Here is a 14,565-nt window from a genome sequence, read left to right on the forward strand (position 1 = left end):
CATAAATGATTTGATTTAAATACAACACCTAAATTATAACAAAGAACAGAGAGTAAAACAACTCTCTGTTCTTTGTGGTAATTTTTATTGTGACTGTTCTTTGCTTTCTATTTGATTATTTTCTCGTAATTCATCTATAAGCTCTTCTAATTCATTAATTTTATTACCATAACTTTCCCAATTTCCCTTTTTCAATTCACTTTGAGCATCTTCATAAGTTGAAATCAAGTCATTAAGCAATTGATTATTAAGCGTTCCTATTGGAACATTTTGCTGCTGTTCATCCTCTTCTAATATTTCCTCAGGATTTTCAACTCCAAAGATGCGGAGTAAAGCTCGATCTAAAGTTGTATCCATAACTACTTGATCACCATAAGCAACAATAATTCTTTTTAATTCAGGTAATTTGCTCTGGTCTGATTGCAAATAAATTGGCTCTACATAAAGAATTGATTCATCGATAGGAATAGTTAATAAATTACCTCTAATAATACTTGAACCTCGCTGGTCCCATAAACTTAATTGTTCAGAAATACTTGATTCTTGGTCAATTCTTGATTCAATTTGCCGCGGTCCATAGACCAATTTGCTTTTAGGGAATCTATACATGATTAGTTCTCCATCAGATTTACCACCTAACCAAGCAATCATATTATCTTTATTTCTAGGAGTAAATGGTAGCATCGTTAAGAACCGTTCTTTTTCTTTATCATCCGGCAAATTCATGAGTGTATAATAAGGCTCGACATTAATAGATTGACCTGCATAATTTTCTTTAGGTAATTCCCACATATCCTCTTTATTATAAAACACTTTTGGATCTTTCATATGATATTTTTCATACATATTTGCTTGTATCTTAAATAATTCTTCAGGATAGCGCAAATGATTCTTGATCTCTTGTGGCATTTTATCTTTAGTTAAAAATAAATTTGGGAAAATCTTTTTATAAGTTTGTGCTATAGGATCAGATTCATCAACTATATAAAATTTCATTTGTCCAGAATAAGCATTAGTAACAACTTTTACTGAGTTTCTAATGTAATTACCCCATCGTTGTGGTTCAGAATAAGGATACATATTACTAGTAGTATATGCATCTTGAATCCAATATAATTGTCCATCAGCTACAACTACATAAGGATCACTATCATATTCTAAAAATGGAGCTACTTTTTTAACTCGCTGTTTTATATTACGGTCAAACATTAATTGACTTTCAGATGTGATATCATTATTTAAGAATAATTTTAAAGTTCCATATTTAATAGAGAAGCTAATCTTTCTTAATAAATTGCTTAATTTAACTCCTCCTTCTCCTTGATAAGAAGTATATTTATTTTTATTACCTTCTGGGTAATCAAATTCTTGTGCTTTTGTATTAACAATAACATATTCATTTGTTTGCTCTCCATAATAAATTCGTGGCTCTGTAATATCAATTTTTTCACTTTGTGGTGGAATATCTTTTATTGTAAATTTAGGTGCTCCCCCAGGTGTTTTTTCACTAACTGGACTCATAGCTACTCCAAAACCGTGAGTATAGTTTAATCGTTTATTGACCCAACTTTGATTTGCAAATGATTTTTGGTCTAATTCTCGTGCTCCTAGCATTACTTGTCTTAACTCCCCGTCAATTTCATAACGATCTACATCAATGTCATTAAAAGTGTAATAAGAACGAATCTCCTGTAATTGACTATAAGTTGATTTTAAAGGTCGGGGATCCCATAACCTAATATTGTTATAAGTCGCTTCATTATTTTTAATTTTTTCATAACTTAAATTCTCTGAAACTGGGAAATCTTTTTCTACAATTTTATCTAAATTATACCCCTGTTGTGTGTGTTTGATATTGTGTTTAATATAAGGAGTTTCTCTATTCAATTCATTAGGTTCTACTTGATACTGTTGTACAAAAGCAGGATATAAACTTCCTAATAAGATTGAAATTACAATTAAAGAAGCTACTCCAATAGCAATTAATTTAAATTTCTTAATAAAAATATTAACTACAATAAATAATGATAAAACTAATGAAACAACTGCTAATACTTTTAATGCTAAAATTTGAGCATGTACATCTGTATAACTAGCTCCAAAAGCTACTCCTCGGTCAGAGTAAAGTAGATTAAACATATCTAATCTATAACCCCAAGCTTTAATAGCAAAGAATAAAGCAGCTAAAATTGAAAAGTGGTTTTTAGCTTTATGACTAGAACTGATTTTTCTCAAAGCTGAATTACCACTACTAGTAATAAAGTAAATAACTCCCACAATAATAGCAGTTAAAATAATTAAGAAAGAAAACAACTGATATCCTAACTGAAATAATGGCAATTTAAAAATGTAAAAACTAAGATCATTATTAAACAAGGGATCTGTCATATTAAAGGGAGTAGCATTAAAGAATTTCAAAATAGTCTTCCAACTATCTAAGCTAATACTACTAAATACAAATCCAATCACTGCACTAATAAGCAAATAAATAATATTTAGCCTTTGCGGTGATAAAAATTGGGTGTACTTATTTTCTTGTTGATTCAACTCTACTACTGTACTCTCTTCTTCTTGTTGTTTTTCTTCTGCATTTTCTAATAATTCTATTACTTTATCTTTAGTAAAGTAAAGATTAAGTAATAAAAACAAGGAAAAGATCATCCATATTACTAAGCGCATAAGAATTTTAGTACTAATAATTGTTTTGAAAACACTGCTGAAATTAGCACTTTCAAACCATAACCAGTCAGTATAAAGATTTACTCCAAAACTTAAAAAAGAACTAATTATAAAGAAACCTATTACTAATGCTCCAAATATAAATTTAAATTTTTTACTCATAATTTAAAACCTCCTTTAAAAAATAGCACAACTGATTTTTTATTAACAAAATTTATGTCCTTAATGGATTATTTCTATAAAATCTTATTTCTTCCTGCTTAATTAGTAATTATTCTAAATTAATTGTCGGAACGACTTCTTGATATTCAAAATAAGTAAAATATTTTCCATTTCCCAATTGAGCTAAAGTTTTCAATTGTAGTTGATTAATTTTATTGATTTCTCCTACATGGACAATATGAGTCTTTATTTTTGCTTGCTTTAATTTTTTTATTATTTTAGTTGGCATCATCTTACCTGTATCTTTTCCATCAGTGATTAATAAAATGTGTTTTTTACCTTGAAATTTTATTAAATCATTTTTAGCTAATAAAAGATTAACCCCAATAGGTGATTTTCCCGCAGGAGTAACTTTAGCTAAATAACTCAAAAGATGTTGATTGTTATTAGGGGCAGGTTTTAATACTAAAAAGGAATTCCCCTTATTATTCTTACTGCCAAAGATTCTTAACCCTAAATGAACATTAGTAGATAATTCTCCACAAATATCTTCTAATATTTCTTTAGCAATAGTAATTTTATTTTTATTGTCTATCTCACCCCACATACTTCCAGATACATCCCAAATTATCTCTAAGGCACTGTCTTCTTTAATATTTAGTTGTTGATTATTAACTTTTATTTCTCGACCAAATTCTGGATTCTCTTCTTTAGAGAAAGATAATATATTTAACATATTAATAGTTAATATTCCCGAAATTAATACTATAATTAATATACCTAAAGTTAAGTTTTGTTTTAATCTCATTTTAGAACCCCTCCTTTTTCTAATTATTATGATATATTTTTTTAATATGATATGTTCATAAGTGACTAAGTTTTAACTGTACTTAATTATAAAAAGGTGAGAACCAAATAATTTAGTTCTCACCTTAAATGATCTTCTATTTTAAATTATTTAATTACCTCCATCACCTTCTGGGATTTCTTTTCCAAATAACTCTAAAATAAGGTATAAAGTTATCATTCCTAAAACTAGCATTGGAATTACTGCCCAATATGGTAGCCCTAAACCTGCTGGTAAAAACCCAAAAGCTACTGCTACTCCACCTACAGTTAAAGCATAAGGCATTTGTGTTTTAACATGATCAATATGGTCTGCTGCTGAAGCAGTAGATGACATAATAGTCGTATCAGAAATTGGACTACAGTGATCTCCTAAGACACAACCAGTTAATACTGCTCCAATCGATGGTAATAAAGGTGCACCAAAGTTAACTGCCATTGGAATTGCAATCGGCATAATAATTGCATTAGCACCCCATGAAGTTCCTGTAGCAAAGGCTACAATTCCTGGAATAATAAACATCATAGTTGGTACCATAAATGGTGGAATAAATCCTTTAGTTGTATTAACAATAAATTGAGCTGTACCTAACTTTTCAATAACATCACCTAATGCCCAAGCTAAAATCAAAATTCCACAGGCTGTAGCTAAAGCCTTGGCACCATCAATCCAACCTTCCATTGTTTCATCAAGGGATAATTTACCTTTAACTATTGCTAACAGTCCAGCAATTAAAGTTCCAGAAAAAGATGACCACAACAAGACAACACTAGAGTCTGCTTCACTAAAGGCTTTACGAATAGTAACTCCTGCTTCCATGCCACCGCCACTATACCATAACCCAACTAAAGTAACAGCAATAACTCCAATAATCGGCATAAATGCATCATACCATTTCATTCTATGGTCACTTTTACCTTCCATATCTGTTAATTCATCTGAAGCCATAGGATTAGCATCATCAGCTAATACCTTTCCTTCTGTTCTAGCTCTTTTCTCTGCTTCGTACATTGGTCCAAAATCTTTGTTCTTCAGAGCAATAATTAACACCATAAATATTGCTAATATACTATAAAAACGATAGGGAATACTTTGAATAAATGTAGCATAAATATTCCGCTCAATTCCTAACTTTGTAAAAGCATCTCTAATTAAGCCCATTTCATAACCAACCCAAGTAGAAATTAAAGCCATACTAGTCACTGGAGCAGCTGTAGAGTCAACTATGTAAGATAACTTTTCACGTGATATTTTCAATCGGTCTGTAATTGATCGCATTGTCGTCCCTACAATTAAACTATTTGCATAATCATCAAAGAAAATTAATAACCCCATAAACCAAGTTGAAACCTGAGCTTTTTTAGCCGACTTTGCTTTCTTAGCAATGAAATCTGCCACTTCTTGACTTGCACCAGACTTAGTAATAATTCCTACCATACCTGATAAAGTAATTAGAAACAATAAAATAGCTGCATTCCATGAGTCAGCTAAAGCACCAACTAAATAAGTATCAATAGTTTTCATAAAGCCAATTAAAGGATTGTTGTTAGCCAATAAAGTAGCACCAACAAAAACTCCGGCAAACAATGAAACCAAAACTTCTTTACTTCTCCAAGCTAAAATAATTGCTAGCAACGGTGGTAAAATTGATAACCATCCATAAGTATCCATTATTAATTATCCTCCTCTGTATTATTTTTAGGCATAAAAAAATCCCTTAGTGCTTTCACTAAGGGATTAAATTAAAAATAGCACTCCACTAATTAAGTGACAGTATTATGCCTATTCAACATAACCCCAACAGTTCATAACTGTTTCGGCAGTTATCCCTTTCCGCATTCAGTACTCTTGATAACTGCAACCTCTACATTAATATTGAATTTTAATCGCTACTGTGAAGTATAACAAATAAAATGACATAGTTCAACAATTAATTGTAATTCTTTTTTATGAGCCAGAAGGTATATCTAATTGATTAACTAAAATAGAAGGGACAGTATCGAGACCAGTTGCCAAATCAACCATTTCATGATGTTGATTGAGTAATTGCCCTATTACTTCATTAATTGTTTGCCCTTTATTTTGAGCTATTTGCTCTAATAACTCATAGGTTGTTGGTGTTACACTTATTAGATGCTGAGATTTCATTTTATCCCCCTGCTATTATTATTTGTTCTAGAAGAAATAATAATACTTTAAATTTCTTCTTTTTTTATTTTTTCCCCAGCAACTGTATAAAATAAAACTTTATTTACTTCTTGCACCTCTGAAGCTGATAAACGGACTAAATCATAAGGATAAGTAATTACTTGAGTTACCATTTTCTCAGGATCTGGACTAATAGCTTTAATTGTGACCACTAAAGTCTGGTCCGCTTTTCTAATCTCTCTAATTTGAATATTATAACCACCAGTTGGACACTCACCTAAAGCCACATAAACTGCTAAGCCGTCATCTAAAGACAAACCATCAATATTTCTTAGTTCCGTTTTTTTCTGTTGAATATTATCTGGAGTAATAGTCACAAATTCACTAGCATCTGGATATTCATCCTGCCGCCACTGACCTTCTATTTTTTGTGAAGTTTTATAGATTAAAGTTCCTTTGTTTTTTAATTGTGGATTACAAGCAATAACAGTCAGAGCTAAACTTAAAATTAAAAATGAAATCATAATTTTGGCTTTCATATCTTGCCCCCTTTCAGTAGATTTCCATTACATTCTATCACTATTATAATATAAATTTATTTTTGCATCAATGAGTATTATTTAAAAATAATAGTTAATTATGTTATAATTATAGAGTCGAAAGTCATATTTCACAATATCAAGGAGGTTTTATTATGGATAAAATCGAAATTAACTTAGGTGAAGAAAATTTTAAGTGCAATAAAATGATTGCTACTGTAAAAAGCGATAATCATGCTAATATGTTAGAACAATTAGTAGCAGGCAGTTGGACATTAGGAGAATTGATTACTGCTAAATCTAACTTTGAAAATATATTAGACCAGCAAATATATCAATCTTTAACTCCTGAACAACAATCATTACTAGATAGTATTGAAGAAAAAGAACAAAAAATGCAAAAAAATTTAGTAGAAAATTTAACTGCTGAAGAAAAAGAATTATATCAGCAATTAAATGATTTATCTTTTAATCGCTCAAGTACTAATAAAAAAATAAAAAAAGCTAATAAGAGCAAAAAAAATGATCCTAGCAATAACCAAGGAGATAAAGTAGTTGATTTAAATGAATACCGCAGTAGTAGTAACTAAATTATAAGTGTAAAACAACAGGTCCCAGTTAACTGAGACCTGTTGTTTTAATCTCTATTTGATTTTATATTTTTATCTGAGTATTTATAACTAGATTATAAATTGTTTTCTAATATTGCATCAGCTCTTTCTTTCTCTGTTGGTAACAATATTTCCGGAATATGACTAGAATTTAATGATGAAGAAATTATCTTATAACGAGCGCACTCTTCATAATTACCTTCACAATACTCTTCCTTATAAACAGGACAACTCCGTAGAGCTGGACAATGTTCTTCTCTTGACTTTTCTTCTACAGTACTTAGTTTTTCTTCTTCATCAACCCAATCTTTTTCTAGCTCATCTATTCTTTCAGCCGGTGGAATATCAAGATCTATTTTTGCTTCTTTGACTTTAGTATCTTCTATATTTTCTTCTTCAATTCTTCCCTTATTTGTTTCAGCAGTAGGACTTAATTTTAATTGATTGTCAGCTTTAATATCAGAATATAATTTGTCTCCAATACCTTTAACATTTTTTAAATCATCTAGGTCTACAAAACCATCATTATCTTGGCGATAATCAGCTATTCTTTCTGCTAATACCGGGCCAACATGTTCTAAATCAGTTAATCGATTTTGATCTGCCTGATTAACATTTACTTGTGCCATGTTTTTTTCCTCCTCAGTTAAATAGTTGGTAGGAAAAATATTGAATAACCAAGTAACCTATATTTATTATAGGATAAATAAATAAAAATTCAAACCCTAGAGTCTAAATAATTATTTTTCTCTCTTAAACTAGAGAAAGATGATCAATTAACTCATCTGCTGTTGTTAAATTAAAGTGCCCTTCTTCTAATTGCCAATACTGAACCTTATTACTTTGTTCTTGTAACAATTCGATCAACTGCGGGTGACAAGTCAAAATAAAAATTTGCTGATTTTGAGCTGATTTTTCTAGCTCTATAATTACCTGCTGTTGATGAAACAAATCGAAATTAACTAGTGAATCATCTAAAACAACTGGTAAATTGGTTTCTATTTCAGCAATTCGACTCATTCTAACTGCTAAAAATAGCTGTTCGTATGTTCCGCGACTTAAATCAACAATCGTTTCTGCTCTAAGATCATCTTCGGTCTTCAATTTAAAGTCTACCTTATTCAAATTATTATGCGGCATAATTTCTTGATATTCCCCTTGAGTTAAGTTGGCTAAGATATCACTCGCTGGGGCCAACATTTCAGATTGTACTTTATTAATAAATCTTCTCTGTACTTTATCTAAAATAAAAGAAGCAGCTCGTTTTTGAGCATATTTTTTTGCTAATGGTTTTATATTTTGCCGACCTTGCTCAATCTTCTTTTGTGCTTTTAAATCATGAATTATCTCTTGATAAGTTTCATCATTCAATTGGATTGATTAGCCTTAATAGAACGCTGTTGTTGATCATAAACATCACCAGCTAAAATTATAAAATCTACCTCTTGCGAGATAGCTGTTTCTATTATATAAGCAAAGGCATTAAAATTAGCTTTTTCTAATAATTTTTCCTGCTGTTTAGAAATATCTAATTGTGGTAATTGAATAGTACTACCCAAATGTATATCTGCAGCATGGATGAATTTTAAAGCCGCCATCAAATCCCCCTCATGATTTAAAATTATCTCTAAATATATAACGATTATGAAATTCTAATACTTGCTGATCAGGATAAAAAATATGGTCATCCGGCAAATAAATATCTTTATTATGATACTCATGATAGTAATCAGACTCTAATTGCGAAGCCACTAATACCTGATACCCTGGGGTAATAGTAATTAATCCTTCATCAAATAACTTATGAAAGTCAGTACGTAATAAAATTCCATTTTTAGGATGGTGGCGATTGCTAGTCAAATGAGGATGAATGTGAACTGCATCTAACAATTCTGCATTATGTTCTTTTGTAATTACCCCTTGATTATTATAATACCTGAATAAATTTTGACGAAACTCTGATTGCCCCCTAGTCTGCGGAGCTTGATTAAATTGATACTCCTCATCAGCACTAATTGATGAAAAAGAAAAACCGACCTGCTGATAATCATTTTCAAAATGAATCTTATCTCGCTGAGGAAAATACTTATGTTTACTTATCGCATCTGAAAAAGATAAATTATAGTCAGCCGGATAAAAATAATCATCTTCATCAAGAAAAACAGGATTTTGCAGTACAATACAGCCAATTTCTGTATTAAAATCAGGCTCTTTATCTCCAGTAGCCTTAGTACCTAACTCATATAAACTATTAACTCCATTACCACGTCCAAACTTCTGCCAAGCTTCTCTAATTGTTAAATTCTGATAATAATAAAAGTCAGCATACCCCGCTATCTTTCTCACTGGAGAACGCAATAAAAAATAAAATTTATCACCAAAATTTAGTTTTTGCGGGTTCCATGGAGTATCAGTCCAAAAATTAATCACTTGAAAATTGAGCCGTTTCTTCAAAAACTGAAACCAATCTATATCTGTGGGTGTAATTGCAATCATTTTTTTCCTCCTTGGTCATTTCCTAGTCCTGTAACTATTAAACTGCCTTGATTATATCAAAGCCCTTTAGTTCTTTCAACAATAATCGATAAACTATTATTGAGCTTGGCTACTATTGATACTATAGCTAGTAATTAATCTCTCTTTAGCATCATCAACTACATATATTTCAACCCAATTTTGTCCTGATAATCCTAGTTGAGTAGTTTCAATCCAGCCCTGTAAAGTCAACTCTTTAATTTTATTAGCTGTACTCCACTGTTCATCTTTCACAACTTTTTGGAAAATCCTAAATTTATCTTCTCCAATTTTTTTATAAATTTCTACTTTTATAGCTTCATTTTTCCTTAATAATTCTGAATCTAATTGCAAATGATAAATCAAATCATCTAAATCGTCAATTATAGCTTCAATTACATCTTCATCTTCAGTAATCGCAGCATGACTAGCTTTTTTTACAATTCCTGAATATTCTTCTGAAAACAAAGCACTAGCAGTAGCTACTAAACCATCATTCTGTACTCCAGCATAATTATCTGCTACTAGGTCATACATAAATGTAATATTTTCATCACCTGCAGCATCAGCAGCAATTAATTTATAAAGACCACGATCATAATAATAAGCAAAATTCTGATTTAATTGTTCTAAAAAAGTATTGCTAAGTCTTTTTTCAAACTTAGACTGCTCTTGAAATGTAGTTAGTTGATAAAAATATTCAGTAGCAAAAGTATCTCTTAACCCTGAAAAGTCAAATCCTAAAGGATTATCAGCCAAAAAATTAACCATCCCTTGTAAAAAATTAGACCGCGTCCAATTATAGACTAATGTCGAGGGTACTCCTTGATGCGGAGTAGAAATAGTGATTAAACGCTGCACATGCTGAGCACCACCAAATTCTTCGATATAAGAGCGCGCTAAAATCCCTCCCATACTATGAGCTATTATAATAATATCATCACGATATTTTAAATCTTGATTCTGATTAATAGCTTCTTTTAGAGAGCGAGCGTTCTTTTCAATACTATACATTTTCGTAGGCCAAATAGAACCATAAACCCTGACTTCATTAGCATCTATCCTAGAATCTTGGACAATTCTTTTAACTAACTGCCCAAAAACAAATTTAAGTGCTTGCTCATAATCGTTTTTAGTTACTGCTTTAGCTTGAAAACCATGGATTAAAATTATAGGCACTCCTGCCTGTTCCCAAGTACTACCTAAAGGAGCTAATTCTTTTAGTTGATAATAATCAGTCCACGGTTGTAATTGTACCTCTGTTAATACCTCATTTGACAATGACAACAAATCTAAATCTAGTGTTATTTCTTGCGCTTGATAATCAATAAAGTTACTGTTATTTAAAGGAGGCTTAATTAACTTTTTATGCTGAGTATCAGTTACATTAAACTCAATTAAAAAACCATGAGTATTATGAACAGCAGACTGCCCTTGAGCGCTTCCAACCGCTAAATAGTGACCATTTTTAACTTTAATAATATCTTTCAATCCACCTTCAACGGCATTTTTAAATACCTTCTCCTGCATTAGGTCTCCAGATTGGTCGAATACTACTAAATACGGATAATCATTTGCTCCCCCACCATAACTGCGCCCTACAGATTGCTGTCCCACAGCAATTAGAGAGCCATTATTACTCTCCTGGATACTAGTATAATTAACAGTAAAGCCAGGATAAGTACGAGTCCAAATCTTTTCTCCTCGTTGATTTAATTTTACTAAATAACCATCAGCCCCTACTAGAATTAATTCTTGTTGCCTTGTTTCTTGCACTGCTGAAAAAGACGCATCCCAAGCATTAGGTCGCTTAATTGTTTTACTCCACTTTTTAATCCCTTTATTATTAACACAGATAATCCATGCTTTAGAATCCACCTGCCAATCCTTAGAATTAATGATTCCTCCAGTTGCAACTAAATCCCCATCACTAGTCTGAATCACTGCCTTTAATATACTTTGATTAAATTCGGTATAAGTTTGACTCCATTCTTTCTCTCCCGCAGCTGAAAACTGGGCCAAATATCCCTGCCCTCTTTTCTCACCCGCCACTACAAATTTACCATTTGCAAGTAATTCTAGACTCCTAAAATCAGCTTGACACCTTTTACTCCACTGTTTTTGACCACGTTGGTCTAATTTTATTATTTGATGAGTACTAATTGTTAACAGCTGATCATTTTTTAATTGAATTATATCATGTAAAACTGAAGAAAAAGACAAACTCCAAATTCGCTCTAAATCATTATTTAATTTAATTAACACTCCCTGTTTGCTACGTTGACGCCCCACTACTATATAACCGTCATTGAGAGGCAAGATTTGATTAAAATCTACTGTTTGGTCACCCCAATTATAAGTGCTTTTATAAATTTTATCTCTAATTTCTAATTCTTGACTAAAATCAAGTAAGTCATTATTAGCTAATACGGGAGATTTTAAAAAAGAGATTATAAATAAGATAATAAAAATAATTATAATTTTATTTTTCACACTAACCCCGCCTTTTAAAAAAATTGAAAATCAAAACAAAGGAAAAATAATTAATAAACCTAAAAAGGCTTCAGGATTACCCTGAAGCTTTTTTGCTACTCAACTTATTTAGCTATGAGATACTCATTTATTATTCTTAACAACCTAAACCCAGAATTTAAATTAAACAGGAGCAACATTCCAATTTTATTTTAATTGATTAAGATTATAGATTACTTAGTTCTTCTTTCAATAATAAATAAATCGTCTAATCCCGTTTCTTTAATCAAATCACTGATAAAGTTATCATTATTGTTTAAGACAATTTTAGCATCGACTTCTGCTTCTTCGCCAGCATAAAAAAGCGCTTTAATTCCTTCACTAGAAATATATTCTAAGCCTTCAACTAAAAAGACTAATTTATTAATTGAATTTTTCATGTAATTTCTCAACTGATTTAAAAAATCAAGCGCATTAGTAGAATCTAAATCTCCTGCTAATGACACCTCGACTACACCATCATTTTCATTTAAGTCCCATCTTAAATTAGACTTTATCATCATCATTTCCTCCCATAGTTTACAATTTTAAAAAACAACTTTCTGGGTTAGCTTAATGAGACTTATAAAATTATAAAATTATTTGTACTATTACATTTATTATATCAAAAAACAAATTCAAACGCAAATAACCACTGTGGCTCTGCCCTGTGGCAGCAATAAGCTAATTCGATATTAGCTTATTGTTAATAACTCCCATACATCTTGCTATCAATTTGTGGTAGACTAATACTAATTAAGGTGAATCTAACAACTGGATATTAAATAAACTCTTATGTCCCATTAAATTTCAATACAATCATTGTTAAATCATCAGATTGGGAATTTTCAGCTACAAACTCTTCTATATCACCTTTAATTTTATTTTCTATAATACTTACATCAGTAGTTTTTATTCCTTCTAAAACTTTTTTTAAGCGCAAATAAGAATATTGTTCTTCTTGCTCATTCATTGCTTCAGTAACTCCATCTGTATAAAGGAATAAAATATCATCAGAAGTTAAATATAAACTCTGCTTTTGATAATTATAATCACTAGTTATTCCTAAAATAAAATTACTTTTTACATCTAAAAATTCCCAATACTTATCTCGTCCAATAAGAGGCGCATTATGTCCCGCATTAATAAATTCTAACTTACCTGTCTTTACATTCAAAATTCCAATAAAAGCTGTTACAAACAATAATTCACCATTTTCTCGACATAAAGCATTGTTCACATTATAGAGAATTCTTTCTAGAGGAATGTTTTTTAAAGCTTCTGTTTTAATTAATTTTTTAGCAATTGCCATAAATAAAGCTGCTGGAACCCCTTTACCTGAAGCATCACCAATTACAAAACATAATTTATCTTCAGTAATAAAAAAGAAATCATATAAGTCGCCGCCCACTTGACGAGCTGGAGTCATACTGGCAAAAATATCAATTTCTTTACGTTCAGGAAACGGAGGAAAATCTTTAGGCAACATATTAGATTGAATTTTAGTAGCTACATTCAATTCACTTTCAATTCTGTTTTTAGCAGCAGTAGTTTCAGCTAACTGTTTTAACCCTTGATAAGAACGTAAAGAAGTCATCAAAGTAGTATATAATTTTTTAGAAGTCAATTCAGTTTTTTCTTTATAATCATTAATATCATAAGCTTTAATTACTTCTTTTTCCGGTGCTTCTCCTGGTTGACCAGTTCGCAATATAATTCGAACTAAATTATTTTCTAATTCATCTCTAATATATTTAACTAATTGTAATCCTGAATTATCTTCTTCCATCACCACATCTAAAAGAATAACTGCTATATCATCTTCAGTGGCGATAATATCTTTAGCTTCTGCTGCTGAATAAGCACTTATAAATTTAATTCCTCGGTTTTGAAATTCAAAATCATCTAATACCATTTCAGTTACTTGATGTACTTCTTCTTGATCATCTACGATTAAAACTTTCCACGGGCTTTGCATCATTAACTCTTTCTTTCCTTCAGAAGCAGCAAATTTTAGTTGTCCGCTCTTTTCTTCAAATAATGACTTTGATTCTACATTATCTGTTTCTTCATTAAAATCAAACACAATTTCTTTATTTTTCATAGAGATCACCTTCTGAAGTTCAATTGATAAATTTCACTATAGTTAAAACATTCTGTTCTTCGTTGCGTTGATATTTCATTTGATCCACAATTCTTTTAGCAATGTGAATCCCTAAGCCACCAATATCTCGTTCTTCAATCGAAGCAGATAGATTAGGCTTTTTATATTCAACTGGATTAAAAGGCACCCCGTGGTCAATGATCTTAATAATTACTTTTTTCTCTTCAGTTACGACCTTATATATTATTTTTACTTCTCCTGTCTGCTTAGGATAACTATAATCAATAATATTAGTTAACATCTCTTCACAAACTAATCTCAACTTCTTTAATGAATTTTCAGTCGCAATTTCAAAATGATTAACTCCATTAACAACAAATTCTAACATCCGATCTAAATTTTCTATAGTAGCCGGTAATTTTATACTGGGCACTTTAATCATTCCTTCAC

At 30.7% G+C, this 14,565-nt stretch carries 14 protein-coding genes and 1 riboswitch; of the genes, 1 reads left to right on the forward strand and 13 read right to left on the reverse strand.

Going from position 1 to position 14,565, the window contains the following annotated elements; genetic code table 11:
* Window positions 1–84 precede the first annotated feature (84 nt).
* From JOC47_RS07735 to JOC47_RS07755, 5 genes are all read right to left on the reverse strand, one after another.
* Entirely contained in the window at window positions 85–2,841 is a 2,757-nt protein-coding gene (locus JOC47_RS07735; RefSeq protein WP_204701486.1) for a UPF0182 family membrane protein, read from the reverse strand.
* Between the two features lie 109 nt (window positions 2,842–2,950).
* Window positions 2,951–3,649: a vWA domain-containing protein gene (locus tag JOC47_RS07740; RefSeq protein ID WP_204701487.1), complete on the reverse strand. Its 699-nt coding sequence runs from the start codon at window positions 3,647–3,649 to the stop codon at window positions 2,951–2,953.
* 150 nt (window positions 3,650–3,799) lie between these two features.
* Window positions 3,800–5,359, reverse strand: coding sequence for a Na+/H+ antiporter NhaC family protein (locus JOC47_RS07745; protein WP_204701488.1), 1,560 nt, complete (start codon window positions 5,357–5,359; stop codon window positions 3,800–3,802).
* Between the two features lie 70 nt (window positions 5,360–5,429).
* A riboswitch (Lysine riboswitch) is annotated at window positions 5,430–5,563 on the reverse strand.
* A 72-nt stretch (window positions 5,564–5,635) separates the two neighbouring features.
* A complete protein-coding gene (locus tag JOC47_RS07750; RefSeq protein WP_204701489.1) occupies window positions 5,636–5,836 on the reverse strand; it encodes a hypothetical protein in 201 nt (66 codons plus the stop codon).
* 47 nt (window positions 5,837–5,883) lie between these two features.
* Window positions 5,884–6,375 carry a protease complex subunit PrcB family protein gene (locus JOC47_RS07755; RefSeq protein ID WP_204701490.1) on the reverse strand — a complete coding sequence of 164 codons (492 nt, stop codon included), beginning with the start codon at window positions 6,373–6,375 and terminating at the stop codon, window positions 5,884–5,886.
* A gap of 155 nt (window positions 6,376–6,530) precedes the next feature.
* Here JOC47_RS07755 and JOC47_RS07760 point away from each other — a divergent pair, with 155 nt between their 5' ends.
* Entirely contained in the window at window positions 6,531–6,965 is a 435-nt protein-coding gene (locus JOC47_RS07760; RefSeq protein ID WP_204701491.1) for a hypothetical protein, read from the forward strand.
* 95 nt (window positions 6,966–7,060) lie between these two features.
* Here JOC47_RS07760 and JOC47_RS07765 read toward each other — a convergent pair whose 3' ends face one another.
* The 8 genes from JOC47_RS07765 to JOC47_RS07800 form a co-directional block, all read right to left on the reverse strand.
* Window positions 7,061–7,615 carry a helix-hairpin-helix domain-containing protein gene (locus JOC47_RS07765; protein ID WP_204701492.1) on the reverse strand — a complete coding sequence of 185 codons (555 nt, stop codon included), beginning with the start codon at window positions 7,613–7,615 and terminating at the stop codon, window positions 7,061–7,063.
* A 124-nt stretch (window positions 7,616–7,739) separates the two neighbouring features.
* Entirely contained in the window at window positions 7,740–8,357 is a 618-nt protein-coding gene (locus JOC47_RS07770; protein WP_204701493.1) for an ATP-binding protein, read from the reverse strand.
* Window positions 8,354–8,584: a metallophosphoesterase gene (locus JOC47_RS07775; protein WP_204701494.1), complete on the reverse strand. Its 231-nt coding sequence runs from the start codon at window positions 8,582–8,584 to the stop codon at window positions 8,354–8,356. Before JOC47_RS07775 ends, JOC47_RS07770 begins: the two co-directional genes overlap by 4 nt.
* A 10-nt stretch (window positions 8,585–8,594) precedes the next feature.
* Window positions 8,595–9,482, reverse strand: coding sequence for an HNH endonuclease (locus JOC47_RS07780; protein WP_204701495.1), 888 nt, complete (start codon window positions 9,480–9,482; stop codon window positions 8,595–8,597).
* A 96-nt stretch (window positions 9,483–9,578) separates the two neighbouring features.
* Window positions 9,579–11,993: an alpha/beta fold hydrolase gene (locus JOC47_RS15905; protein ID WP_204701496.1), complete on the reverse strand. Its 2,415-nt coding sequence runs from the start codon at window positions 11,991–11,993 to the stop codon at window positions 9,579–9,581.
* Between the two features lie 212 nt (window positions 11,994–12,205).
* Complete coding sequence (locus JOC47_RS07790) at window positions 12,206–12,532, reverse strand: STAS domain-containing protein (protein WP_204701497.1); 327 nt, start codon at window positions 12,530–12,532, stop codon at window positions 12,206–12,208.
* A gap of 272 nt (window positions 12,533–12,804) precedes the next feature.
* Window positions 12,805–14,115, reverse strand: coding sequence for a PP2C family protein-serine/threonine phosphatase (locus JOC47_RS07795; RefSeq protein WP_204701498.1), 1,311 nt, complete (start codon window positions 14,113–14,115; stop codon window positions 12,805–12,807).
* Window positions 14,116–14,134: 19 nt separating this feature from the next.
* Window positions 14,135–14,548, reverse strand: a complete 414-nt coding sequence (locus tag JOC47_RS07800) for an ATP-binding protein (RefSeq protein ID WP_204701499.1) — start codon at window positions 14,546–14,548, stop codon at window positions 14,135–14,137.
* Window positions 14,549–14,565 lie beyond the last annotated feature (17 nt).

It is taken from the genome of Halanaerobacter jeridensis, assembly GCF_016908315.1.
Classification (GTDB): Bacteria; Bacillota; Halanaerobiia; order Halobacteroidales; family Halobacteroidaceae; genus Halanaerobacter; species Halanaerobacter jeridensis.